The sequence below is a fragment of the Methyloceanibacter sp. genome (genome assembly GCF_050726195.1).
GTDB lineage: Bacteria > Pseudomonadota > Alphaproteobacteria > Rhizobiales > Methyloligellaceae > Methyloceanibacter.
Genome location: NZ_JBOHJC010000001.1, coordinates 105,671 through 131,033, shown reverse-complemented (window position 1 = coordinate 131,033; position 25,363 = coordinate 105,671). Strand labels below are relative to the sequence as shown.

The 25,363-nt window shown below is 62.4% G+C and carries 22 protein-coding genes; 16 read left to right on the top strand and 6 right to left on the bottom strand.

Annotation, left to right across the window (positions count from 1 at the left end):
• Positions 1 to 70: 70 nt before the first annotated feature.
• Entirely contained in the window at positions 71 to 1,267 is a 1,197-nt protein-coding gene (locus ACRECX_RS00645) for a hypothetical protein (protein WP_431556875.1), read from the top strand.
• Positions 1,268 to 1,670: 403 nt separating this feature from the next.
• On the top strand, positions 1,671 to 3,734 hold the full coding sequence (locus tag ACRECX_RS00640) for a calcium-binding protein (RefSeq protein ID WP_431556874.1): 2,064 nt from the start codon (positions 1,671 to 1,673) through the stop codon (positions 3,732 to 3,734).
• Positions 3,735 to 3,753: 19 nt separating this feature from the next.
• Here the strand turns inward: ACRECX_RS00640 and ACRECX_RS00635 are convergent, their stop codons facing one another.
• Complete coding sequence (locus ACRECX_RS00635) at positions 3,754 to 5,340, bottom strand: ATP-dependent DNA helicase (RefSeq protein ID WP_431556873.1); 1,587 nt, start codon at positions 5,338 to 5,340, stop codon at positions 3,754 to 3,756.
• 209 nt (positions 5,341 to 5,549) lie between these two features.
• Here ACRECX_RS00635 and ACRECX_RS00630 point away from each other — a divergent pair, with 209 nt between their 5' ends.
• The 5 genes from ACRECX_RS00630 (at position 5,550) to ACRECX_RS00610 (ending at position 9,338) form a co-directional block, all read left to right on the top strand.
• Entirely contained in the window at positions 5,550 to 6,908 is a 1,359-nt protein-coding gene (locus ACRECX_RS00630; RefSeq protein WP_431556872.1) for a calcium-binding protein, read from the top strand.
• A complete protein-coding gene (locus ACRECX_RS00625; RefSeq protein ID WP_431557009.1) occupies positions 6,814 to 7,560 on the top strand; it encodes a hypothetical protein in 747 nt (248 codons plus the stop codon). The genes ACRECX_RS00630 and ACRECX_RS00625 overlap by 95 nt, the downstream gene beginning before the upstream one ends.
• A 151-nt stretch (positions 7,561 to 7,711) precedes the next feature.
• The gene (locus ACRECX_RS00620) at positions 7,712 to 8,695 is read left to right on the top strand and encodes a SphA family protein (RefSeq protein WP_431556871.1); all 984 of its coding nucleotides are present in this window, start codon (positions 7,712 to 7,714) and stop codon (positions 8,693 to 8,695) included.
• A 125-nt stretch (positions 8,696 to 8,820) separates the two neighbouring features.
• Entirely contained in the window at positions 8,821 to 9,048 is a 228-nt protein-coding gene (locus ACRECX_RS00615) for a hypothetical protein (protein WP_431556870.1), read from the top strand.
• Positions 9,045 to 9,338 carry a type II toxin-antitoxin system RelE/ParE family toxin gene (locus ACRECX_RS00610; RefSeq protein ID WP_431556869.1) on the top strand — a complete coding sequence of 98 codons (294 nt, stop codon included), beginning with the start codon at positions 9,045 to 9,047 and terminating at the stop codon, positions 9,336 to 9,338. The genes ACRECX_RS00615 and ACRECX_RS00610 overlap by 4 nt, the downstream gene beginning before the upstream one ends.
• Positions 9,339 to 9,489: 151 nt before the next feature.
• On the opposite strand, the gene ACRECX_RS00605 is transcribed toward ACRECX_RS00610, so the two are convergent.
• Positions 9,490 to 10,437, bottom strand: a complete 948-nt coding sequence (locus ACRECX_RS00605; protein WP_431556868.1) for a helix-turn-helix domain-containing protein — start codon at positions 10,435 to 10,437, stop codon at positions 9,490 to 9,492.
• A 323-nt stretch (positions 10,438 to 10,760) separates the two neighbouring features.
• On the opposite strand from ACRECX_RS00605, the gene ACRECX_RS00600 reads away from it, so the two are divergent.
• The 3 genes from ACRECX_RS00600 to ACRECX_RS00590 all read left to right on the top strand — a co-directional run bounded on the left by ACRECX_RS00600 (position 10,761) and on the right by ACRECX_RS00590 (position 14,277).
• Positions 10,761 to 11,816 (top strand): calcium-binding protein, encoded by a 1,056-nt coding sequence (locus tag ACRECX_RS00600; protein WP_431556867.1) that lies wholly within the window; start codon positions 10,761 to 10,763, stop codon positions 11,814 to 11,816.
• Between the two features lie 52 nt (positions 11,817 to 11,868).
• On the top strand, positions 11,869 to 12,870 hold the full coding sequence (locus tag ACRECX_RS00595; RefSeq protein WP_431556866.1) for a calcium-binding protein: 1,002 nt from the start codon (positions 11,869 to 11,871) through the stop codon (positions 12,868 to 12,870).
• A 228-nt stretch (positions 12,871 to 13,098) separates the two neighbouring features.
• On the top strand, positions 13,099 to 14,277 hold the full coding sequence (locus tag ACRECX_RS00590) for a hypothetical protein (protein WP_431556865.1): 1,179 nt from the start codon (positions 13,099 to 13,101) through the stop codon (positions 14,275 to 14,277).
• 15 nt (positions 14,278 to 14,292) lie between these two features.
• On the opposite strand, the gene ACRECX_RS00585 is transcribed toward ACRECX_RS00590, so the two are convergent.
• Positions 14,293 to 15,444, bottom strand: coding sequence for a helix-turn-helix transcriptional regulator (locus ACRECX_RS00585; RefSeq protein ID WP_431556864.1), 1,152 nt, complete (start codon positions 15,442 to 15,444; stop codon positions 14,293 to 14,295).
• A 226-nt stretch (positions 15,445 to 15,670) separates the two neighbouring features.
• Here ACRECX_RS00585 and ACRECX_RS00580 point away from each other — a divergent pair, with 226 nt between their 5' ends.
• Both ACRECX_RS00580 and ACRECX_RS00575 read left to right on the top strand, forming a co-directional pair.
• The gene (locus ACRECX_RS00580; RefSeq protein WP_431556863.1) at positions 15,671 to 17,689 is read left to right on the top strand and encodes a DUF4347 domain-containing protein; all 2,019 of its coding nucleotides are present in this window, start codon (positions 15,671 to 15,673) and stop codon (positions 17,687 to 17,689) included.
• A 114-nt stretch (positions 17,690 to 17,803) separates the two neighbouring features.
• Positions 17,804 to 18,964, top strand: a complete 1,161-nt coding sequence (locus ACRECX_RS00575; RefSeq protein ID WP_431556862.1) for a helix-turn-helix transcriptional regulator — start codon at positions 17,804 to 17,806, stop codon at positions 18,962 to 18,964.
• A gap of 183 nt (positions 18,965 to 19,147) precedes the next feature.
• Here ACRECX_RS00575 and ACRECX_RS00570 read toward each other — a convergent pair whose 3' ends face one another.
• Positions 19,148 to 20,173, bottom strand: a complete 1,026-nt coding sequence (locus tag ACRECX_RS00570) for a hypothetical protein (protein WP_431556861.1) — start codon at positions 20,171 to 20,173, stop codon at positions 19,148 to 19,150.
• 305 nt (positions 20,174 to 20,478) lie between these two features.
• Here ACRECX_RS00570 and ACRECX_RS00565 point away from each other — a divergent pair, with 305 nt between their 5' ends.
• The gene (locus ACRECX_RS00565) at positions 20,479 to 21,039 is read left to right on the top strand and encodes a DUF2585 domain-containing protein (RefSeq protein ID WP_431556860.1); all 561 of its coding nucleotides are present in this window, start codon (positions 20,479 to 20,481) and stop codon (positions 21,037 to 21,039) included.
• Positions 21,040 to 21,119: 80 nt separating this feature from the next.
• On the opposite strand, the gene ACRECX_RS00560 is transcribed toward ACRECX_RS00565, so the two are convergent.
• Complete coding sequence (locus ACRECX_RS00560) at positions 21,120 to 21,731, bottom strand: MAPEG family protein (protein WP_431556859.1); 612 nt, start codon at positions 21,729 to 21,731, stop codon at positions 21,120 to 21,122.
• Positions 21,732 to 21,994: 263 nt separating this feature from the next.
• Between ACRECX_RS00560 and ACRECX_RS00555 the strand changes: the two genes are divergently transcribed.
• The 3 genes from ACRECX_RS00555 (at position 21,995) to ACRECX_RS00545 (ending at position 24,374) form a co-directional block, all read left to right on the top strand.
• A complete protein-coding gene (locus ACRECX_RS00555; RefSeq protein WP_431556858.1) occupies positions 21,995 to 22,474 on the top strand; it encodes a single-stranded DNA-binding protein in 480 nt (159 codons plus the stop codon).
• A 199-nt stretch (positions 22,475 to 22,673) separates the two neighbouring features.
• Positions 22,674 to 23,897: an SDR family oxidoreductase gene (locus tag ACRECX_RS00550; RefSeq protein WP_431556857.1), complete on the top strand. Its 1,224-nt coding sequence runs from the start codon at positions 22,674 to 22,676 to the stop codon at positions 23,895 to 23,897.
• A 6-nt stretch (positions 23,898 to 23,903) separates the two neighbouring features.
• Positions 23,904 to 24,374 (top strand): DUF2269 family protein, encoded by a 471-nt coding sequence (locus tag ACRECX_RS00545; protein ID WP_431556856.1) that lies wholly within the window; start codon positions 23,904 to 23,906, stop codon positions 24,372 to 24,374.
• A gap of 83 nt (positions 24,375 to 24,457) precedes the next feature.
• Here the strand turns inward: ACRECX_RS00545 and ACRECX_RS00540 are convergent, their stop codons facing one another.
• Positions 24,458 to 25,192: a PRC-barrel domain-containing protein gene (locus ACRECX_RS00540; protein ID WP_431556855.1), complete on the bottom strand. Its 735-nt coding sequence runs from the start codon at positions 25,190 to 25,192 to the stop codon at positions 24,458 to 24,460.
• Positions 25,193 to 25,363 lie beyond the last annotated feature (171 nt).

The following is a 25,363-nucleotide window of genomic DNA, read 5'->3' as shown; positions in this document are numbered from 1 at the left end:
ATTTCGGCATGGGCAGCCCAGGTCCGTCTCCTGACCCCAAGTGCCCGGCCGCAACAGAGGAGAACAAGCCATGCCAGCACTCGTCGTGGGCGGTACTAGCACCATCAACACCGACCAGTTAGCCGATGACGACGCCGCGATTAGGTTCGGTGCGAACAACATCCAGGTCACCATTGGCGCCGGCGTCTCTGTGATCTCCACCGTCAGTAACGGCATTTCAAGCAACCAAACCGGAAGCACGCTGATCAACAATGGTAATATCTTTGGGGATATCAACGGTGTGGGCTTTGTTGGCGGCAATGCGGTCATAACCAACAATGCCGGCCGCACCATCGTGGGGGGCCAGGACGGTGTACTTGTGCTTGGCGACGGCACCACCGTGACCAATCATGGCACGATCATCGGACACAGGGATGATGGCATCCGTTTCTTTTCCGATAACTTCGTGCTGAACAACGATGGCGTCATCTATGGACAGGACAATGGGGTTCGCGCCGATTTGGGCGGCGGGGTCATGAACAATTCCGGCCTGATCCACTCGGACCATTTTGGCGTGTTTGTCAACACCAACCCCGGCGTGACGACGACGATCACCAACTTCGCCGGCGGCACTATCAAGGGCTCCGACGCCGCGATTTTTACATCTGCGAGTTTCGGCGGCCGCATCTCGCTCGACAACCGCGGCACCATTTCCGGCGACATCGACTTGAACGCCGCCACCGGCAACGTCGACGACGTCATCGTCAACAAGGGCAAGATCACCGGCGACGTGTTTCTTGGCCTCGGCATTGACACCTTCAACGGCGCCGGCGGCAGCACCGCAGTCAAGGTGTTCGGCGAAGCCGGCAATGACACCTTGATCGGCGGCAAGAGCGGCGACACGCTTGACGGCGGTGCGGGCGACGACACCCTCCGCGGTGGGCTCGGCCGGGATCGTCTGACGGGCGGCGCCGACCGCGATTTCTTCGACTTCAACTCCATCAAGGAGGCGGGCAACGGCGCGGCTCGCGATCAGATTCTCGATTTCAGTGCCGCCGTCGATGACCGCATCGATCTTTCGACCATCGACGCCAAGACGGGCGTTTCCGGCAACAACGCCTTCAAGTTCATCGGCAAGCAGGGCTTCCATGACCAGAAGGGCGAACTCCGCTACATCGACAAGGGCGCGACGGTGATCGTCCAAGGCGACGTGAACGGCGACGGCAAGGCCGACTTCGAGATCTTCGTCAATGTCGGCAGCCTCGCCAAGGGCGACTTCATTCTTTAGGTCCCGCGGCCAGCCGCTGGGTTTCCTGAAGGCCCGAGCCCCGCGGGTCCGATAAGCCTTAGCCGCTTCCTGTGGAGTCCGCCAATGTCCTCGCTGGTTTCTCGCCAAGCCGCCGCGCGCTATCGCGTCGAGTCCGCAAGGGAATGCCGGTCTCAGTAATTCATCTACAATTTTCGATACAATGGTAAATAATACAAGTACATCTACAGATCAACTCGCCATGACGTAAACTTGAGAAAGTATTGATCCCGGGATGACTTGTCATAAGGACCCCCGGGCCTGCATCTTCCCTCCGGAAGTTGAAACCGCAACCAGCGTCGCAGCGCCTAGCGGAAAGATCGGTCCAAGGGCGCCCAGACGCTGATTTTTTGCCCGCAAGCAGCGGACAAGGGAGGAACAAGTCATGGCTACATCTATCAAATTGGGCGACGAATTCCTGATCAACACCACGACGACAGGCTCCCAGGTGAGCCCAACCGTCGCCGCCCTGGTCGGCGGAGGATTTGTGATTGCCTTTCAGGACAACGGTACGCTCAACATTCGCGTGCAGATCTACGACGGGGCGGGAAATCCGAGCGGCGCCGAGTTTCTGGTCAATACGGCCACGCCAGGTGCCGCGTCAGCACCGACCATCACGGCTTTGGCCGACGGAGGCTTCATCATCGCCTGGGAGGACGCGAGCCAGACCGGAGGCGACACCAACCTCGAGGCGATTCGTGCGCAGATCTTCGACGCCGACGGCAATGCCTCAGGCGGCGCATTCCTCGTCAACACGACGACGATAAACGGTCAGTTCGAGCCCACGATCTCCGCACTGACCGACGGACGCTTCGTCGTCGCCTGGCGGGACGAGAGCTTTACCAACGAACCCAATCAGTCACTTCTCGCTCAGGTCTTCAATGCCGACGGCAGCAAGTTCGGCGGTGAATTCCTGGTCGCCACCACGACCAATGGCCAACAGACGAGCCCGACGATCGCCGGTCTGACCGACGGCCGCTTCGTCGTCGCCTGGACGGATGACGGCGGGCTCACCGGCGATACCAGCGGGACGGGGATCCGCGCGCAGGTGTTCAATGCCGACGGCACCAAGTCGGGCGGCGAGTTTCTCGTCAACACCACCACGACTCAGTCTCAGGGAGAGCCGACGATCACGGGCCTGGCCGACGGCCGCTTCGTCGTCGCCTGGACCGATGCGAGCCAGAGCGGCGACGATACCGACGGTGCGGCGATTCGCGCGCAGGTGTTCAATGCGGACGGTACCAAGTCGGGCAGCGAGATTCTCGTCAACACCACCACGGATCAGGCTCAGGATGACCCGGCGATCACGGCTCTGGCCGACGGCCGTTTCGTCATCACCTGGACCGATGCGAGCCAGAGCGGCGGCGATAGCTCGAGCACGGCCGTGCGCGCGCAGGTCTTCAACGCCGACGGCAGCAAATCGGGTAGCGAGTTCCTCGTCAACGCCACCACGAGTCAGGCTCAGGGAGAGCCGACGATCACGGCACTCGCCGACGGCCGCCTTGTTTTCGCTTGGTCGGATGCAAGTCAAACCGGCGGCGATACCGACGGTAACGCCATCCGCGGCCAGATCTTCGATCCCCGCGACGAGGCGGTGACCCTGTTTGGCACGGGCTTCGACGACACTTTGGTCGGCACCTTTCTCAATGACTTCATCGAGGGGCGCTCCGGCAACGACGAGCTGTTCGGCGAGAACGGTCAGGACACGCTGAGGGGCGAGAACGGCAACGACACGCTCCATGGCGGTCTCGGCAACGACCTCCTCGACGGCGGCGCCGGCAACGACTTCCTGTTCGGCGACAACGGCAGCGATTTGCTGTTCGGTGGCCTCGGCAACGACGTCCTCGTCGGCGGCGACGGCCCCGATCAATTGGCGGGCGGCGCAGGGAATGACACCTACTCGCTCGACAGCGTGCTTGACACCGTCATCGAGTCGGCCGGTCAGGGCACGGACACGATCCAGGCAGCCTTCAGCATCAATCTCGCCAACTATGCCAATGTCGAGAACGTGCTGCTTGCGGGCACGGAAGACTTGTCGCTGATCGGCTCCAACGCGCGGAATTTCCTGCAAGGTAACGAGGGCGACAATCTCATCCGCGGCGGGCGAGGCGGAGATAGCCTATTCGGCTACGATGGTGCCGATACGTTCGTCTACACCTCGGTGCGGGACTCGACCACGCGATCCTCGGGCCGCGACACCATCCTCGACTTCAACCGGGTGGACGACCTGATCGACTTGTCCGCCATCGACGCCAGGGCTGGCGGCGGCAATCAGGCGTTCACCTTTATCGGCAGGCAGTCGTTCCACGAGAGGAAGGGCGAGTTGCATTACATCGTGAGGAACGGCGACGCCATCGTCGAAGGCGACGTGAACGGCGACGGCAAGGCCGACTTCGCCATCCGTGTGAACGATGTCACAAGGCTCAACGCCGGCGATTTCGACTTGTGACCTTCAGTAGCACGGCGGCCTAGATCAAACCGAGCTTCTTGAGACGGGACCTTATGGCGCCGAGCTTCCGGCCGAGGGCTGCGGCGATCGAGTCAATCGGCTCGCCCTTGTGGTGGCGCAGCGCGAGGTCGTTCTCCTCGGCCATGGTCCAAGGCGCATAGGCTTTGGCATGGGTCTCCCGGAGCGCTGCCACCTCGTAGCTCTTGGGATAGGCCGACCGCCTTGGACGTTTCGGCTCGGCGGAGGGCGGGCGCGCTTGGCAGGCGGCGAGGAAGGCCGCCTGCTTGCTGGTGAGCGCGTCCACGCCGCCTGAAGCGCGGCGCGCCGCCGCCGACGCCGCACCAAACTCGGCGTCCTTCTCGACAGCGAGCGGATGGACGCGCAGGGCCCGCTCGTTGAGGCCGAGGAGATGCAGGCCCGACAGGCTGCGCAGGCGCGACAGGGCGACATAGCCCTGGCCGTATTCGAAGGCGCGCGAGAGGTCGATCACGGCAGTGTCGAGCGACATGCCTTGGCTCTTATGCACGGTCATCGCCCAAGCTAACCGGAGCGGTACTTGCGCGATGCTCGCCCGTTCCTTGCCGGCTTCCTCGATCTTCCACACGGCGGGCTCCGCCATGATGCGCTTTCCGCCGCGCGTTCGCACCAGGGGATAGCCATCGTCCGTGTCGAAAGTTTCCACTACCCCGAGCGTGCCGTTGACGAAGCGTCCCGCCGGATCGTTCTTGGTGAACATCACCACCGCCTCGTGCTTGAGCTCGAGAGTCTCTGGCGACAAGCATCCGCGTTTGAGCGCCTGTACGAAGTGATCGGCCCCCTTGGCGAGCATGGTGAAAACGTGCGTCTTACCGCCAAGCTTCGCCAGTTGCTGCCGGTTGATGTCATCGACCGCGGCATTGTGAGTGAAGAGGCGGGTGCAGCCCTCAGGCGGAGGGTCATTGCCCACCAGCCGCTCGGCCAGACGCTCTCGATGAATGCCGGCGCAAGCGTTGGCGCGTATGGCAGCGAGCACCTCAAGAAACGGCTTGTCAGTCTGCCGATGCTGTTCGGATAAATAGCAGACGGTCGGAGAGAGATCACGCCAGGCGGCGGACGCATGGGCGAACTCCGAGCCGAAGGCATTTGCACCGTCGGCTTCAGGCAGCAAGGCAGGCTGCGCGCCGCGGCGAACCACCGGCGGCAACTGAAAGAAGTCGCCGACGAGAACGACCTGCAAGCCACCGAACGGCGATGGAATTCCCTTGATATGGCGGCAAACAGCATCCACCAGAGTTAGGCTCCGCGCGGGGAGCATCGAGATCTCGTCGATGACCAGGACGCTCGTCTTCTCGATACGAGAGGTGAGACGACGATTGGCGGCCAGCAGATCAAGGTCTCGGCGGCTCAGCGCCTCACGCACGCCGATCCCGCTCCAGGCGTGAATGGTAACGCCATGCCCGTGGGTCGCCGCGATGCCGGTCGAGGCGGTGTAAGCGTACGCAATGTCGAGCCGCTGAAGTTCCCTGAGGTAGCGATTGACTGTGTGGGTCTTGCCGCTGCCGGGCTGGCCGGTGAGGAAGACAGACGCGCCGGTCTTGAGCAATGCAAGCGCTTCGTCTTGCGTCATCTATACGTCCCGTGCAGCGCCGATGGAGATGAGCTTGGAGGTCATGCTGTCGGGCAATCTCGGGGGGAACGGGCCTGTTAGCAAGGCTTAGCGGGCGGCACCTGCACCGTCCGCCAAATTTCACCGCATTCTAGGGATTTTTGGAACGGCCCGGCAATCGCTGCGGCTGAGAGTGCTCTGCTGCTAATCCCAGCAAACGGAGCGCAACGATGCCGACACCCATCAAATGGGGCAGCGAATTTCTGGTCAACACGACGACCGCCGATAGCCAAAGCGAGCCTAACATGACGGCGCTGGCCGATGGCCGCTTCGTCGTCACTTGGCAAGACGAAAGCGCCGGCGACTTCGACATCCGCGCGCAAATCTTCAATGCGGACGGCAGCAAGTCGGGCAGCGAGTTCATCGCCCATACCGACGCCACCGATTTCAAGGTCGCGCCAATGGTCACCGCCTTGCAAGGCGGCGGCTTCGTTCTCGCTTGGCAGGATAACGACACGTTCGGCATCAGCGCCCGGGTGTTCGACGCAGCGGGCGATCCGATCGGCGATGAGATCGCACTTGATACGGCAGTCGATCCCACCCTCGTGGCTTTGGCTGCCGGAGGGTTCGCCATCCTCTGGGAGGACACGCAAGACGGAGACGTCAGGGCGCAGCTTTATGACGCCGCCGGCGACGCCTCGGGCCCGACCACCACGATCAACACCACTGTCCTTGGCCCCCAGACGCAGCCGGCGGCCGCTTCCCTAACCAATGGCGGCTTCGTTGTCGTGTGGACGGACGGGAGCGCCAATGAGCTGGGAGATTTTGCCACCGGTCTCAATGTGCGGGCGCAGCGCTACGATGAGAATGGCTTCGCTGTCGGAAGCGAGTTCGTCGTCAGCGCAACGACTGCCGGCGACCAGGATGCCGCGGCTGTCATCGGTCTGGCCGACGGCCGTTTCGTCGTCGCTTGGCAGGACCATGGCGGCGCGGACGCCGAAATCGTCGCCCAGATCTTCAATGCAGACGGCACGAAGTTCGGTGGCGAGTTCACGGTTCACACAACCTCCACCGACGACCAGCGAGACATAAGCTTGACCGCCTTGGCTGACGGGCGTTTCGTCGTCACCTGGACCGACTACAGCCAGACCGGGGACGACACGTCGGGCGCGGCCGTACGCGCCCAGGTCTTCAATGGCGACGGCACCACCTCGGGCGACGAGTTTCTGGTCAACACCACCACCGCCCAGGGGCAAGGCTTTCCCAGCGTTTCCGTACTGGCCGATGGGCGCCTTGTCTTCGCTTGGTTAGACGCAAGTCAAACCGGCGGCGATACCGACGGAAACGCGATCCGCGGCCAGATCTTCGAGCCGCGCACCGGTCCGGTGACTCTGTTCGGCTCCGGCTTCGACGACAGCCTGGTCGGCACGTTTCTCGACGACACGATCGAGGGCCGCTCCGGCGACGACGAGCTGCACGGCGACAACGGCCAGGATACGCTTAGGGGAGAGGAGGGGAACGCTTCTCGGTGGCCTCGGCAACGATCTCCTGGATGGCGGCAGCGGCAACGATTTTCTGCTCGGCGATAGCGGCAGCGATGCCCTGTTCGGCGGGGGCGGCGACGACCTTATCGTGGGCGGGGTCGGCGCCGATCTGATGTCGGGCGGAACCGGTAACGATACGTATGCAATCGATAACCCGCTCGATGTCGTTATTGAGGGCGCCGGTCAGGGCACGGACACGATCTTGGCCGACGCCTTCAGCATCAACCTCGCCAACTACGCCAATGTCGAGAACGTGGTGCTCGCAGGCACCGGCGATTTCAGTCTGGTCGGCAGCGCTGCGAACAACATGCTTCAGGGCAACGAGGGCGACAACCTCATCACCGGCGGCCGCGGCAAGGACATGTTGTTCGGCTATGACGGTGCCGATACGTTCCGGTACACGTCGATCAAGGACTCGACCGTGAAGGCTAATGGCCGCGACACCATCGAGGATTTCACCAGAGCCGACGGCGATCTGATGGACCTCTCCGCCATCGATGCCAAGACCGGCAGCGGCAACCAGGCCTTCAAATGGATCGGCAAGAGCAACTTCCACGAAAAGAAGGGCGAGTTGCACTACGTGGTGAAGAACGGCAACGCCTACGTCGAAGGCGACACCAACGGCGACGGCGAGGCCGACTTCGCCATCCTGGTGAAGAACGTGACCAAGCTCAACGCCGGCGACTTCGACTTGTAAGGGGAGCCCCGGAGCAGGTCCTGGATTTGCCTGGCGGCGGGCAGGGCCGAGCCGGGCGCATTTTCGGTTGAACCGCTGCACAAATACAACAGTGTGGCGCGAAAAACAGACTAATCTCTCTCAGCGCAAATAAGACCGGGGGCGGGTCAGCGTGCGGGAGAATTGGCGATTTTCAGCCATTATCGTCGTCTTCCTGAGCGTCTTGGCGGTCCCTGTCCGCGCGCTCGCGGTCGAGGGCCCGACCGTGGCCGGGCCGATCGGCGGCACTGACATCCGCTCGGCCATCATGCCGCTGCCCGGCCTCTATGGCGGGTTCATCACCGTCGGCGCCGGGACCATCGATTTCCTCGATCGCCACGGCGAGACCATCCCGGCCCTGAGGGACGCGCAGCTCTACAAGGAGCTGGTCGGCCCGTTCCTCTATTACGTGCCCAACTTCAAGGTGTTCGGCGGAAGCGTCGGCTTCGGCGGCATCATCCCCGGCGGCAATCAGTGCGGCAGCCTGTTCATCGGCCAGCGGGACCGCTGCAATCAGGGGGTCGGCGATCCCTATGTCGAGTTCGACTGGGGGCGCTATTACGGCACACCCCGCCCGTCGAGAAATCCGAACGCCTATCCCATCCTGGAGGGACTCAATCTCATGCTTGGCTTCGGCATGGTGATCCCGTCAGGGCAGTACGACAACGCCGACACCTTGGCCCGGGTCTTGAGCATGGGCACGAATATCTGGGACTTCGCGCCGTCCATCGCGCTCACCTACACGACCCGGCCGATCCTCGCCGAGGGCACCGAGTTCAGCGCCAAGGCTTACTACAACACTTATTTGGAAAATCCCGAGACCCACTATCTGACCGGCGACCTCATCAACATCGATTGGGCCGTGTCCGAACATATCGGACGCTTTCAGGTGGGGGTCGCCGGCTTCTATGCCATCCAGATCGGGGACGATGAGTTTTTCGGTGTTCCCATCCCGCCCGACGGGTTGCGGGCGGAGACGCTTCAGCTCGGTCCCGTCATCGGCTACGATATCCCCGAGCACGCCACCTCGATGAAGCTCAAGGCGCTCACCTCGGCGTTCGCCTACAACACCGTGACGGCGTGGAGCGTGGTGTTCGGCGTCTTCAAGAAATTCTGAAATCGTCAGGATTGAGACGGCTGGCGGCGCGTTGATCTGCATAGACACGCACCATATCAGGGACAGCAGCGCCGGCGTTACCGCCGGGACTCGCGCCAATTCCCGGCTTGTGTTAGTTGAGGACCATGACAACGCTGATGGAAAAAGCCCTCGACGCTGTGCGCCGCTGGCCGCAGGAACGTCAGGACGAGGCAGCCGAAATTCTACTTGCTCTTGACCGGCTTGGTCTGCGTGCCCTCAAGCTCTCCGCTGAAGACCTAGAAGCAATCGATGAAGCGCTAACCCAAGTCGAGCGCGGCGAACGAGCGACCCCTGCCGAGGTTGAAGCTGCCTTCGAGCGCTTCCGCAGGTGAGAATAGGTTACAGTCCTCGCGCCGTCTGCGACCTTATTGACATCGGAGACTATCTTGCCGAGCGTAACCCGCTCGGGGCGATCGAAATCGAGCGGCGCATTCGCACCGTCGTGGACCTGATAGCGGCTTTTCCAAATAGTGGGCGCGTCGTCGAAGAGAGGCCTTCTGTCCGAGCATTTCCACTCGGCGTCTATCCCTACCTGATCTTCTACACGACGACACGCGACGAGGTCATTATTCTGCATATTCGCCACGCGGCAAGAGAGCCGATCGATCCAAGCGAGCTCTAGCTGTTCTGAGCGGCGCTCAGCCCAGCGTGCGGGCGGGGGGCCCGACCCGCGCGCCAAGCCGCATGAGGTCGGCCTGACGCGTCGCGCCCGTCTTCGCGAAGATGCTCCCTCGCCGGCGCCCTCGCCAAGGGCGACTTCATTCTCTAGGAGTTCATAGCGCCTGCTTGCGCCATTGCGATGGCGGCATGCCCATACGCTCGGCGAACACACGGCCGAAATGGGTAAGGTCGTTGAAGCCGCAGGCAAACGCAATCTCGGTGATGCCGCGATGTCGCACGTGCGGAGAGCCCAAGAGTTTCGCCGCGCGATCCAGCCGCTCCGTCAGCAGATGTTGCATCACGGTCTCGCCATGCTCGGCGAAGATTCGGTGCAGCATGCGCGTCGAGATGCCGAGCTGCTCGGCGATGCGCTGCGGGTTGAGATCTGGGTCGCCAAACTTCAACGCCATCAGCCGGCAGGCGTGGGTGAGCATGGCGGCGCGCCACGCCTTGGAGGGCGCCGGTCGATCCGGCTCCGGTCCGGCAAAGGCCTCGGCCAGGAGATCGATCAGATGTTGCGCGAACATCGTCGCCGCAGACGCTGAAAGTCGATCTGCCGTCAGGAACCCGGCGGCGAGATAAGAGGCGAACAGCTGCGCGAGTGCGTTGTCGCGCGTCAAGACAGAGCCGCACAGCAGATCCGGCCGGGCCACCCGCGCCTCGAGCCATTCCTTCGGCACCTTCACGAGCAGATGCCGGTAGGGGGCCTCAAGGCCAAACTCCAACTCATGCATCGTGTCGAGGACAAAGACGTCGCCGCGAGCGAGAGACGTTTCTTTATCTGGGCCTGCCAGGGATGCGGCACCGCCAACATGGACTGTCGCGACATAGAAGTGCTCGCGCGAGCGCGCGATTTCCGACTTCCCACGCGCTCCTCGGTAGCCGCGGCCATCGACGTTGACGATCGGGAGGTCGCCGACCATCTGCATCCCGATCTCGACGTGAAAGGGACTCTCACCTGCCGGCTCGGTTCTGAACGGCGCAAGAGTCTGCGCCAGGAAGTCGTCCCAGAGCTCGATCCGCTCACGGGGCTCGACGACATTTGAGCTGAACCGAAACATCCCGTCGCCCTTAGTCGAAAGATGCGTCGCTCTCAGCCGAGCGGCATGACGGCGGCCATTCTACTCTTGCGCGGCCGCTCCCGCTGGTTGCGGCGCAACTATAGCAAGCTAGGGCCGGAAAGGCCGCCATTTTGCGTCCCATCTACGCCAAATGGCGGATGCGCTGGCCTCTCGAAAGTAAGACGTTCGCAGCAGCACCAATCGCGCGCCTCGGGATGGCGGCTCGGTGAGGAATGTCCCGGGCCCCGGCTTACCCGGTAACCGAGTGTTATTCCGGCTCACGGCGCGCTTGAGCCGCCTAAGCCTGAACTGGGGAGGCTGCCATGGCCACCGTTACCCTACTTGAACCTACGAATATGAGCGCGCTGCCCACCTCCGGAACTCTTGGAGGAGCGAGTTGGTGGACGTCTTATGGGCAGTTGATGTGGACCAACAACAGCTATGTGCATTTTCTCGGTCAGTTCATTGTGGATTCGCTGGCCGGGGTCCAAGGACCAATTTCACGCGCCTTGATAAATGGCACCGACGGTTCCGGTGCCCCTAATCTGGATATTACCGGAATCTCCTTCTCAATAACATTCGCATACTGGAACGCGCTTCGGGACAGCGGCAACGTGGCGGAATTCGTCGGCAACCTGATGCAGGGCAACGACACAGTCGTCGGCACGCCTTTGTCGGACACGCTTCTTGGCTTTAACGGCAACGACACGCTGATCGGCGGCGACCGCGGCGACGCGCTCAATGGCGGCAACGGGTTCGACACCGTGACCTATGCTTCGTCGCCCGCCGCCGTCAACATTAACTTGGCCGGTGACCCCGGCGCTGGCGGCCATGCCGCCGGAGATCGGATATTCGAGGTCGAGCAACTGATCGGTTCAAACTTCAACGATATTCTCGGCGGTGGCACCGTCAATTCGACGGTCAAGGGTCTCGGCGGCAACGATTTCATCTCCGGGGGCATCGGCAACAACATGCTTTTCGGCGATGCCGGAAACGACATCCTAAACGGAGACGCGGGCATCGATGTCCTGACCGGCGGCGCGGGCCGCGACATGCTGTTCGGCGGCCTCGGCGCCGACCGCTTCGACTTTAACTCCATCAAGGAGAGCAAGAAGGGCGGCTCACGCGACAAGATCATGGACTTCGAACGCGGCCCCGACCACATCGACCTCAAAGACATCGACGCCCAGACGGGTGGGGGCAATCAGGCCTTCAAGTGGATCGGCAAGAGCAAGTTCCACGAGAAGAAGGGTGAGCTGCGCTACGAGGACAAGGGCGCGACCGTGATCGTCCAGGGCGACACGAACGGCGACGGCAAGGCCGACTTCGAGATCTTCGTCAATATCGGCAGCCTCGCCAAGGGCGACTTCATCTTATGAGCAAGCCCGGATTGGGCCGGGTATTCCACGCTAGAGCGACGGGAGAATTGCAATGACGCAATTTGTAGGTACATCCGGCGCCGACACGGCCAATGCAACGACCGGCGTTCTGATTGGATTTAGCGGCGGTGGATTGGCCCAGCTCCAGGATAATCAGCTCGATGAATTCCACTGTGAGGGCGGCAACGACGTTGTCGTTGCCGGTCCCGGCGGTGACGGTCTCTACGGAGGAGAGGGTAACGACTCCCTCGATGGGGGCGCGGGGGACGACGTTATCGAAGGGGAAGCCGGCAACGACACGCTTACTGGCGGCATCGGCAACGATTTGCTGATCGGCGGCGCGGGCGCGGACACGGTTTTCGGCGGCAGCGGTAACGACGATATCTACATTAACGGCTCAGAGGGGATCGCCGACAGCATGAACGGAGGATCGGGCGTCGACAGCCTCGTCTTTGCCAACTTTACCGGCCCAAGCAGCGCGGTCACGCTTTCCGGTTTCAACGCCGGGGCTGCCTCCATCGAGAAATTGCTCGGCAACGACAAAGGACTGTTTGGCACCGCCGGCGCCAACACCTTCGACTTCTCCGCGCTGAAGCAGATGTTCAGCGTGCCGTTCGTCGATGGCGGCGAGGGCAACGACACGATCATAGGCTTCAAGGGTTCCGACACTCTGCGCGGCGGCGCCGGCGACGACGTGCTGAACGGCGGCCTCGGCCGCGACACCCTGTTCGGCGGGCCAGACGCCGACCGCTTCGATTTCAATTCGATCAAGGAATCGAAGAAGGGCGGCCCGCGCGACAAGATCATGGACTTCAAGCGCGGGCAGGATGACGTCATCGACCTGCGCGACATCGACGCCAAGTCCGGCGTCGGCGGCAATCAGAACTTCAAGTTCATCGGCAAGCAGGACTTCCACGAGAAGAAGGGCGAACTCCGCTACGAGGACAAGGGCTCCACGGTGATCGTGCAAGGCGACACGAATGGCGACGGCAAGGCCGACTTCGAGATCTTCGTCAATGTCGGCAGCCTCGCCAAGGGCGACTTCATTTTGTAGCGCCAGCCTGGAGTGCAGCATCGAGAGGACCCGCCCACCGGATCGGCGATCTCAGGGTCTGGTCTCTCAGCTGTTTTCAGGGGCCGCTCAGGGAAATGCAATCGAGCGACCTACGCCAAATGGCGGATGCGCCAGAGCCCGTGAATCTAAGACGATAAGCCGCGGGCGGCGCCTCGCTCCGACCGTCTGCTTACGTGCGCGCACAGCCGCAACAGAGGAGAAAAAGCCATGCCAGCACTCGTCGTGAACTTCACAAGCACCATCAACACCGACCAGTTCGTCACTGACGACAGCGCGATCAGATACGGCGCGAACAACATCACCGTAACCGTCGGCGCCGGCACCTCCGTGATCTCCACCTTCAATTTCGGTGACGGCATTGAAAGCACCCAAACCGGAAGCACACTGATCAACGACGGCAACATCTTTGGGGCCAACGCCGGCGTGCGCTTTAATGGCGACGACGGGGTCATAACCAACAATGCCGGCCGCACCATCGCGGGGCGCGTTGACGGAGTATTTGTGGATGGCGATGACGTCACTGTCACCAATCATGGCACGATCATCGCACATGGTGGTTTTGGCGTCGCCTTCGCCGGTGTGTCCGTTAACGCCGTGCTGAACAATGACGGCGTCATCTATGGAAGGGGGAGTGGGGTTATCGCTAATTCGCCCGCAGGCGGGGTCATCAACAATTCGGGCCTGATCCACTCGGACCTTTTTGGTATACGTGTCGACACCAACTCCGGCGTGGTGACGGCCATCGCCAACTTCGCCGGCGGCACCATCAAGGGCACCGACGCCGCGATCTTCTCCGGTACTAGTCGTATCTCGCTCGACAACAGCGGTACCATCGCCGGCGACATCGACTTGAATGCCACCGCCGGCAACGTCGATGACGTCATCGTCAACAAAGGCAAGATCACGGGCAATGTCTTTCTCGGTGACGGCAATGACAGCTTCAACGGCGCCGGCGGCAGCAGCGCGGTGAAGGTGTTCGGCGAGGACGGCAACGACACTCTGATCGGCGGCAAGGGCGGCGACACGTTGGACGGCGGCGCCGGTGATGACGTTATACGCGGCGGGCTCGGGCGCGACACGCTGTTCGGCGGTCTTGATGCCGACCGCTTCGACTTCAACTCCATCAAGGACAGCAAGAAGGTCGGCAACCGCGACAAGATCATGGATTTCAGCCGCGGTGAGGGCGACGAGATCGATCTCGCTGGCATTCCCGGCAAGTTCAAGTGGATCGGCAAGAGCGACTTCCACGAGAAGAAGGGCGAGCTGCGCTACGAGGACAAGGGCGCGACCGTCATCGTCCAGGGCGACACGAATGGCGACGGCAAGGCCGACTTCGAGATCTTCGTCAACGTCGGCGCCCTCGCCAAGGGCGACTTTGTCTTGTAGGGACTGCTTTGTCGCCTAGCCCCGCGATCGCGTTGGCGGGGCCATGCGCGCCGCCAGGCGAATGAGGTCGGCCTGCCTGCCGATGCCCGTTTTCGAAAAGATGTTTTCCAGATGCGTCCGCGCCGTCGACGGTGCGATGCCGAGGGCGGCCGCGGTTTCGGCGATGGTGCTTCCCGCAACCAGCCCGGATAGCACCCGCGTCTCGGCCGGCGTGAGCCCGAAGGCGGCGGCGACCAGATCGGCGCCGTCGCGCTCGTCGCGCTGGCCGACGAACACCGCCGCGACGGCGTCCGGCTGGAGCCGTGTGCGGGTCTCGCCCGACGCCAGCGGCAGGACGTGGGCGAAGACGGTGTCCGCCTCGGGCTCCGCCAGAGGAACGGCAAGACCGGTCCGCCCGAGACCGGTCTCGTCCCGCGCCGCGATCTTGATCGCCGCACGCAGTTCGTGTGTTGCCGCATCGTCGGTGGCGCCAAGGACGCCGCCACTGCCGCGCAGGGGACGGCCTTGCCGCAACATCTGCTCCGCCGAGCGGTTTGCGTGCAGGATGTCGGCGCGCTCATTGGCCAAGATGACGCCGCAATGCAGCGCGTCGAGCGCATCGGCCATCCTCGCCCGTTCTATGGCGCGGGCATCGAGGACGTTGCTGATGGTGACGGCGCGGCGCAGATGCGGCAACAACAGCTGCCCGAGCTCGACCTGGCGGTCGGTGATGAGCTGCGTGCTCCCTGCCGCCAGAGCCGAGTAGCGAGTCGGCGACACCATGAGGTAGAAACTCATAATGTCGACCAAGCCCTGCTTGCTGACGACGTCGTTGAAGTAGGGGGAGGTCCGCAGGTCGCTCTCGGACATGTGCCGCCTGACGACGAACGGTTCGTCCAATGACGGCCACCACGCGAGGACCTCGGTAAGCCTCGAGTTGATCTCCGTAGCGTGTTCGGCGACGCGGTCCATCCACTCGGGCGGGATGCCGACCTGCTTGGTCAGCAAAAAGCGGTCTTGGGAGATATCCGCCAAGCTCAGCACGGCATTCGCGGTCCCCAGCGCCTCCTTGATCTGGCCAAGGCACCGGTCCCATAGCTCAGGATCGAGCGTGCAGTCGTAGATTGAGCCGATGAGGTCCGCCAAGGCCCGCGACGGGCCCGTGGCCTGAGGTTCGTTTCCAAGCATGATTAGGCAGTCCCTCGGCACTCAGCGGCACGCCGACAGGATAATGCAAATCGCGCAATTTTGGGACCGATCTCCGGCAAATGCCGGATGCGGCCCTTGCCGGAACTCACGATAGTGAAACGCGCACTTCGTGAGAGGAGACACAGATGGCCATCGTCAGGACGGTGGAAATCCTCACGGATATGCGAGCTCGCCGGGAATCCTTACGCCCCATGAGGAGGCAAGCATGGCAACTCTGATTTTGGATCAACCAACAAACGTAAGTTCGTTGCCAACCGGCGCGGAAATCGTTTTCGTCGATTCCAACATCGCAAGCCTCAACACACTGTTATCGGGCGTACGCCCAGACCTCCAAAAGGTGGTGCTTTCGCCAGGCCGGAGCGCGCTGGGGGAGATTGCCGACGCCTTGCGCGGACGGACTGGGCTCGAAGCCATCCATATCGTCGCACATGGCGCCCCGGGCGAAGTTCAATTCGCTTCCGGAACGCTGACTCGCCACGGCCTCGGCGACCATGCCGCGGAGCTTGCAACCATCGGTCAGGCGCTTGCCGCTGGCGGACGCCTGCTGCTCTGGTCCTGTGAGACGGGCCAGGGCGAACGGGGCAGAGAGTTTGTGGCGGCGCTTGAAGAGCTCGTTGGCGCCGACATCCTCGCCGCTGCCGGCCTGGTTGGCTCGCCGTGGCGTGGAGGAAGCTGGGAGCTTCCTCAGGCCCAAGCCGGCGCGGCGGCGCACCCACCCCTCACCGCCGCCGCCCTGTCGGCCTATCCCGGCATCATGCAGGACGACAGTGCCACCGCCGGTGTCGACAACATCGTCCAGCCCGCCAGCGACGACAACCTCTTCATCACCAGCACTTCTGGTCTCGGGCACATTGGTTCGTCGGATTTCTTCAACGGCACCAACGGATTTGACACGATCGTCCTCAACGCCGGTTCGGGGGCCATCTACCGGTTCGACTTTGCCACAACGACCGCGACCACAGGCTTTCATAACTATGAAGCGCTGACATTTGCCAGCTCGGGCTTCTCCCTCGTCGTTGCTAGGGCGGAGCAATTCGATGACGGGCTGCTCTCGAACTCGCTGCGGATCACCGGCAACACCGGGATGCAGCAATTTCTGATCGATGGATCGAATATCTCGGCTGCCGGCTGGACGTTCGTCAACTGGAATTCGGCGGAAGACCGGATCGAGTTCAGAGGCACTGCAGGCGTCGACACTCTTACCGGATCGAGTCAGAACGACATATTCTCGCTTTCACGAGAGGGCAATGACGTCATAAATGGAATGGGCGGATTCGACATCATAGAATACGGCCACTCCGCCGGTTACAGCATCCAGCGCGTCGACGAGGGGGGAACGACATCGTGGCTGATTACGGATACGAATCCGGGCGACGGCGACGAAGGGACCGATACGCTCACCAATATCGAGCAGTTCAACTTCTCCAACGTCGACGTCGCCGTCACTTCGCTGATCTCCGCACTGGCGGACGCCAATCCGGCGGTTAACAGCGTAAAGGAAGGCGCGGCGACCGGGACCTTGGCCGGGTTCACGGCCCTCGCGATCGACGGGAGCGGCGAAACTGTCACCTACAGTCTCGTGAATAACGCCGGTGGCCGGTTTCAGATCGATTCCACTACAGGGGTCGTAACCGTTGCCAACGGAGGAGCGGCGCTCGACTTCGAAACGGCAAAAAGTCACACCATCACCATACGCGCGACCAGCGACGACGGCTCCTTCACGCAACAGCCGATCACAATCGCTGTTGGAAACATTAGCCCCGAGAATTTCACGGGGACCAACGCCAGCGAGACGATCAACGGTAACAGCGATGTCAACACCATTTCGGGATTGGGCGGCAACGATACGCTCCGCGGCTTTGCGAACAAGGACACGCTGATCGGCGGGAAGGGCCGCGATACCCTGTTTGGCGGCGCGGACGCCGACCGCTTCGACTTCAACTCGATCAAGGAGAGCGTGCGCGGCTCAAAGCGCGACAAGATCATGGACTTCGGCGGCAAAGACAAGATCGACCTCAAGGACATCGACGCCAAGAGCGGCAGCGGCAACCAGAAGTTCAAGTGGATCGGCAAGAAGGACTTCAGCGACGAGAAGGGCGAGCTGCGCTATGAGGACAAGGGCGCGACCGTGATCGTCCAGGGCGACACGAACGGCGACGGCAAGGCCGACTTCGAGATCTTCGTCAATATCGGCAGCCTCGCCAAGGGCGATTTCGTTCTGTAGCGACGCTCAGCAACAAAGGGTTCCGCGCCGCGGCATGATCGATTATTCTGCGCGCGGTTATCCCCGCGATTGGCCTTTCACACCAATCGTCGGGTGCGGGAGTCCTGTTGCGCGATGCGGCACCCCTCCGACCAAGACGAGTCCGAAGCGCTCTCGGCACTGATCGGGCTGACCTATGACGCAGCCCTCGATTCCTCGCTCTGGCCGGAGGCGCTACGTCTCGTCGCACACTTTGTGCCCGGGTGCCTGGCCAATATTTTTTCGCAAGACGTCATCGACAGCAGTGGCACCCACCATTTCAGCTGGGGTGACGACGTCCATTACATGAAGCTCTTTTTCGACAGGTTTGCCGCCACCAATCCGATCATCCCGCCTTTGCTGACGCGATCTCCAGGCGACGTGGTCGGCATATACGATCTCGTGCCCGAAGAAGAGATGAAGCGGACCGCGATGTACAACGAATACATGAAGCCGCAGGGTTATGTCGATTCGATCGGATGCATTCTGAGCAAGTCGGCAACCTATGTCGCTATTTCTGCCGTCATCCGCCATCGACGTGACGGACTGGTCGATGACGAGGCGCGCCGCCGAATGGGACTGATCGCGCCCCATATCCGCCGCGCCATACTGGTCGGCAATGTAATCCAGTTCAGCAATGTCAAATCCAGCACCTTTTCCGAAGTCATCGACGACTTCGCCGCCGGCGTGTTTCTCGTCGATGAGCGCGGCGGTCTGGTCCACGCCAACGCAAGCGGACGTGCGATGCTCGACGCGGCGGAGCCAGTGAAGCTTGTTCAGGACGTCCTCATGGTCGTCGACCCCTCCGTCGATCACGTGCTGCGTGAAGTCTTCTCCGCCGCAAAGGCGGGAGACCAGGCAGTCGCAGCCCGTGGCATCGCCGTGCCGCTCAAGGGGCGCACCCGCGAGCTTTTCCTCGCCCATGTTCTGCCACTCACCTCCGGCGTTAGACTCGCGGCCGGCAGTAAGACGTCGGTGGCAGCCTTGTTCGTGCGAAAGGTGCGTACCGATCTATCCACGGCAGTCGATGCGGCGGCACAGCTCTATGGCCTTACGCCGGCAGAGAAACGGGCCCTCCGGAACCTGATTGAGCTGGGCGATATCGCTGACGTCGCAAATTCGCTTGGGACGGCGCGGTCAACGGTAAAAAAACACCTCGAGCATCTGTTCGCCAAGACCGGTACCAGGCGCCAAGCCGAGCTGGTACGCCTGATAACGGGCTTTGACAGCCCGGCGCGACCAGCCGAACCAGAGTAATCGTGACGGAGGGTGCGCCGTGACGCGATGGCTGAGGGTCAGCTTTTGACCCAAAGGACCACGACGAGTGCGGTCGTTGCTCAGCCGGACAAACAGGAGTTAGAGGCTTACAAAAAAAGAAGGCGGCCGCCTTCGCTTCAAGCAGATGGTTGCAGACGTCCCATCATCTCCCATACCGCATCTCTACCAATGGTCGGTACGGACAGCCCCGGGAGAGATGCTCAGGGGCTGGCCAACGCGCGAGGCATTGATCGTGCCAATGTTGTACGTGACATTGTTCGCGATCTCCACCGCCGTTTCGAAGTCCTCGAAAGTGCCACGGATATAGACATGGTTGCAATCGTTGACCTGTACGGCTGTACCTTTGTCGTGGCTCACGCCCACGCAATATAGATCGAGCGTCACCATTTCCGCTTTGCCTAGGAGCTTGATGAGCGCCCGAGTGGTGTCCCAGCCCGGATCGCCGTTCTTGGGCGGGCTGCCACGCACATGACAGCGCACCATTGCGTTTGAGACTTCATCGAGCAAAATGCTCTCAAGCCGATTGCGCTCAAGATGCAGGCCGTCAAGCTTTGCCATGCGGCACACACCACCGCCGAAGCGAGGATGATGCTCAAAAGCGATACCCTGTCTGCACTTGCTGACGCCACCGCCAATCCACGTGGCATTGTTGCACCCCGAGAAGCGGATGCCATCGGCTTCGGCGGAAACGTCGATGCCATTTTCTATCCGGACGCCGACAAGCAGTGGGTGATTGCAATAGATCAGCTGCACTAGGATCGTATCGATGCCAGCGTAGAATCCATCAATCGCTGATGGGAAGATCGTCATGTCCTGCAAGATGGGCGTGCTCTCGCAATTATAGAGGTTCAGTTGGCCTTCGATGCTAAAGGACGCAAACGTTAATTTGCCGCTTGCGCCACTCGTCAGATTGTTTTGGTCGCCGACATGCAAGCGCGCATTGACAACTCGGGATTGATTTCGGCTGGACCCTTCGACGCGTAGACCGTTCACGCCTAAGCCGTCCCTTGTTCCAGTCGAGTTGAGGTAGACGTCGCAGCCCTTACAGTCAATTATGCCAGGGTCAATCCAACCGCGCTTCTTAGTGTCGACTATTGCATTTAGGAACGCCTGAAGGCCCGGACCACTGTCCGATTGGCCGGTATGATCAATGTAAAAGTCCGACGTATGAATGATGCCGTCGTCCATTGTATGACTCAGTGCATTTCTTGACGGTTTCCCACACGCCGCCAGCCTTGTAGCGGCGCGCTTCGGTATGCCGCGTGCCGCTATATGTCCTCATAGCTGATCGGCGCTTGGCGCGTGCCAGCACCCGTCAACTGTGTACACTCGGCTAACGCGCTAACCTGTCGGACGGTTCTACTCGGACTTGATCTTCACTTTCTTGCAGGCCTGTAGGGTGGGCAAAGCGAAGCATGCCCACCGTATCCCGTGTGGGCAATGCCCACCTTGCGGGTGACGGCAGTCGCGCGCCGTGCTAGACGCGCGGGCCCATGATTGTCACCCGCGCCCAAGCCGCCATCGTCGCTGCCATCCTTATCGCCGCCGGCGCCGCACTCTATGCGATGGGCCACCCGCTCATCTGCAAATGCGGCTATGTCAAGCTGTGGCATTTCCAGGTGGTGAGCGCCGAGAACTCGCAGCACCTCATTGACTGGTACACGCCCTCCCACATCATCCACGGCTTTCTGTTCTATGCGCTGTTCTGGCTCGTCGCGCCGAAGCTGTCGTTCGGGACCAGGCTGATCCTCGCTGTCGCCGTCGAGGCGGGCTGGGAAGTGTTCGAGAACACCGACTTCGTCATCAATCACTACCGCGAGGCGACCATCTCGCTCGACTATTACGGCGACAGCGTGCTCAACTCGGTGAGCGACATCCTGTTCATGATCCTTGGCTTCTGTCTCGCCGCGGTCTTGCCGGTGTGGCTCACCATCGTGCTCGCGGTGGCGCTCGAAGTCTTCGTCGGCGCCATGATCCGCGACAACCTCACGCTCAACATCTTGATGTTCGTGTGGCCGCTCGATTGGGTTCTCGAGTGGCAGCGCTGGCGCTAGTCGCCGGCGGTTCGACTAGAGCTGCACGCGGGGGCTGACTGGCAACATGGGTGGGTGAGGCTGAGTGAGCTGCTCCCGCGTCAGAAAATCTTGACGTCGAACACCATGCGGAAGAACAGCCAGACATAAACCATGACGGTCGGATAGAAGGTGATGCCGAAGCCGAAAGCGCGCACGTAAGGGTGATAGTGATAACCCACCCAGAACAGCACGCGGCCGGCCAGGAACAGCACGGCCAGGATGATGAGGGTGCGCGCCTCCTCGATTGGGCAATAGAGCGCGAGCCCGGCAAGCCCGATCACGAACAGGATGGACTGTTCGAACGTGTTGAGGATGAAGTGCGTGTTGATGTCGAGCGCGGAGTTTGGCTTCGGCGCCCGTCCGACCCACATACTCGGATCGAGCCGTTGCGCCGCGACGATGCAGATGGCGAGCAGCGCAGGCATGAGCGCGAACACCGCGACCTTGATCACGAGCTCGATACGCTCGCCGACCGTCCAGCTTTCGGGCATCCACTGCCAATAAATTTTGGCGAGAACGTAGAAGGTGGCGGCGAACAGCCAATTGCCCACCAACACGCCGATGAACGGCCACTGGCGGGGGGTGAAGCCGAGAAATGTTGAGCGTGGATGGCGCCGTTGGCTCTTTCGACGCCCTGGTGTTTGCCGCTGCTCGACGACGGACCGCTGCATATCCCCTCTTACCGGGTTTCAGGCGAGCAACCTCCCGAAGGCGGACGCGCTGCCACTGCAATCACTTCGTTCTGTTTTTAGCCTTACGGCCCGCGTCAGGAAATCTCAAGAGGCCGAGAGGCTAGACGAATGAGAACAAAACGTGTACAACAGACCGGCTCCTGGCCTGTGGACAGGGGCCATGTCGCCTGGAAGGGGGCGCAGTGCCGCCCTAGACTGCCTCCCGGGGCATCGTGACGCGCACCCGCGGGGAGGTCGAAACTATGGCCGGATCGGTCAACAAAGTCATCCTGATCGGCAATCTCGGGGCCGATCCTGAAGTCCGCCACACCCAAGATGGCCGTCCCATCGTCAATCTGCGTGTCGCCACCAGCGACAGCTGGCGCGACAAGGCGACCGGTGAGCGGCGCGAGAAGACCGAGTGGCACCGCGTGGTCATCTTCAACGAGGGCTTGGCCCGAATCGCCGAGCAATATCTGAAGAAGGGCTCCAAGGTTTATCTCGAAGGCGCGCTGCAAACGCGCAAATGGGAGGACCAGTCCGGCCAGGAGCGCTACACCACAGAGGTCGTGCTTCAGGGGTTCAATTCGCAGCTCACCATGCTCGACGGCCGGCAGCGCGATGGGGCAGGCGAGGGGCAGTCCGGCGGCGATTTCGGCCGCTCGCGTCCGCTGGGCGGCAGCGGCGGCGGCAGTGGCGGCACCGCCTTCAACAAGGAGCTCGACGACGAGATCCCGTTCTAGAATCAGGGGTCAGTCGTCAGATATCAGATATCAGGCATCAGTGGCTGATATGTAACCCGGTGCCGATTCCCCAGATCGTTAGCACGTGGCACCTGACCTCTGACCTCTGACCTCTGGCACCTGAAATGCGCTGCCTCGTAACCGGCGCCTATGGCTTTATCGGCAGGGAGGTCATGGCCGCCCTCCCGAAGGCGCGACCGTGGTCGGCGCCGGCCGCGACCTTGCCTTCGCGCGACGCACCATGCCCGGCATCACGTGGGTGGCCTGCGACTTCAACCGCGACGTCGAGGCCGCGCGCTGGCTGCCCCGGCTCGCCGGCATCGACGCCGTGGTCAATTGCGTCGGCATCCTGCAAAGCACCGCCAAGGACGATGCCATGCGCATCCATGGCGATGCGACGATCGCGCTGTTCGAGGCCTGTGCCGAGGCGCATATCCGCCGCGTGGTGCACATCTCCGCCATCAGCGCCGAGGACGACATGGGAAGCGCCTATGCGCGGTCAAAGGCCAAGGCCGACACGGCCCTTGCCGCGCTCGACATCGATTGGGTCATCGTCAAGCCGTCCCTCGTCATCGGGCGCGGCGCCTATGGCGGCACATCCCTGATGCGCGGCCTGGCCGGCCTGCCGGGACTGTTGCCGTTGCCGGGACGGGCCACGGAACGCTTCCAGCCGATCGCCGCCGATGATCTCGCGCGGGGTATCGCGCGGCTGGCGCTGACGCACGAACCGTCCCGCACCACGCTCTACGCCACGGGCCCCGATACGCTGAGCGTCAGCGGTATTCTGCGCGCTCTTCGTGCCTGGCTCGGCTTTCCGGCGGCGCTCGAGGTGACCGTGCCGCTCCCGCTACTGCGCCTGCTGCTCCGCCTTGGCGATGCCGCCGGTTGGCTCGGCCATGCCTCCGCTGCAAGGACGACCTCGCTGACGCAGATGCGCTACGATCGGCTGATGGACGGCACGGCCTTCGCCCGCGTCGCCGGTGGGGTCAAGTCGCTGGCGGACACGCTCCAAGTATCGCCGGCGACCTTGCAAGACCGCCTCCACGCCAGGACCTATTTCACCGTGCCCTTGCTTCAGGTGTTGGTGGCGCTGTTCTGGATCCTGTCCGGCCTCGTGGCGCTGACCCCGGGGACGCGGTTTCTGGCGGCGAGCATCCTCGCGCATATCGGCGTCGATCCTTCCACCGCAGGGCCGCTCGTCGCCGCAGGCGCTGCGGTCGACATTGTCGCCGGAGCATTGTTTCTGGTTCCCGGTTGGGTGCGCCGGGCAGGCGCGCTTCAGCTCGCCGTCAGCGCCTTTTATCTGATCGGCCTCAGCGTCATCGCGCCAGCCTTGTGGCTCGACCCGTTTGGCGCGCTCCTCAAGATCCTGCCGTTGATGGCCGCGACACTCGTGGTCATGGCGTTCCAGGAGCAGCGCTAGGCGGCCATGTCGCTCTATCTGGTGCTGAAATTCCTCCATGTCATCGGCGCCGCGGTGCTGCTCGGCACCGGCGCCGGCATCGCCTTCTTTCTCTATCGCGCCGAGCGGCGCGAAGCGCCGGCCGCCATCGCCGCCACCTTGCGCACCGTGGTGGTCGCCGACTACATCTTCACCGCCACCGCCGCGGTCGCGCAGCCGATCACCGGATTTCTGCTCGTCTATCTCGTGGGTTACAGCCTCGGCCAGACCTGGATTGCCGCCAGCCTCATTCTCTACGTGCTGGTCGGCGCCTGCTGGTTGCCGGTCGTCGTCCTCCAGATCCGAATGCGCGACATCGCCGCGAAGGCCGAGGCGGCCGGCGCAGACAGGCTGCCGCCGGCCTATTATCGTCTCTCCCGCATCTGGTTCTGGCTCGGCTGGCCGGCGTTCCTGTCAGTCCTCATCATTTTTTGGCTGATGATCGCCAAGCCGGCATGATCGCGCACATAGAAAGAGCCCGGTCCGTGTGTCACGAACCGGGCTCCCTGTCGTCCCCGCTGGGCGTTTCCAAACGGGACTAGCTAGTAGGTGCGCTCTTCGTCGCCGATGTCGGCGTCGGGCGTGCCGACGGCATCCTCATCCGCCGCGCCGACCGCCATCTCTTGCTCGGCCAAGGTCTCGTAGTCGGGCGCCGAAGCGAGCGTCTCGTTGCTCAGATTTGCCGTCACCGTGACGTCGTCGTCCTCGTCGCGCACGATGTCGAGATCCTCGAAGCGCACGGCAATCTCCTTCTCGCCCAGGCCAAGGAAGCCGCCATGTCCGATGACCGCGGCGATGATGGCGCCGTTCTCATCGGTGACGAGGTCCTTGATGCTGCCGATGGACTCGTTGCTCGAATTGACCACCGACTTGCCGATCAGAGAGCTTGCGAGAAAGTCTCCGCTTTCCTGCTTGCTGAGGAACTGCGGGCTGTCCAGCGAAGCGGAGGCAGAGTCATCGGCGTCACCGGCATCCTCAGGGGCGAGGGACTTTGGCGCTTCCGAGGACTGCGATGGAGGCGATGCCTCATCACCCGGCAGTGCCTCAGGTGCCATTTCGGATGACTTGTCCGGAGCCGGAGCCGCGGAGTCACCCGGGATCGGCGCCGCTGGATCGGCGGGCTCAGACGGCTCGCTCGGCATGATCTCCGGGGGAATCGCCGGATCCTGCAGGGCGGGGGGCTCCTGCGATTCGGCGGGTGGCGTATCGGTCTGCGCCAGAGCCGGTGTCAGGCCCATAAGCAGACCGATGGCCGTGCCAGTTAGAAGTCGTTTCATGGGTCACTTCCTTTCGTCTTGGGTTTGCATGGCGCCTTGCTGACGCCTTGATTCGCGGCGGGGCAGGGGGTCGCGCCGCCGTCTCGCGAACAACGTTTCGGGTGACTCGTTCGTTCCCGATGAGCGCGCGCAAGGCTGTGGACGAGGGCGTCAAATCGCCCCCCTCGGCGG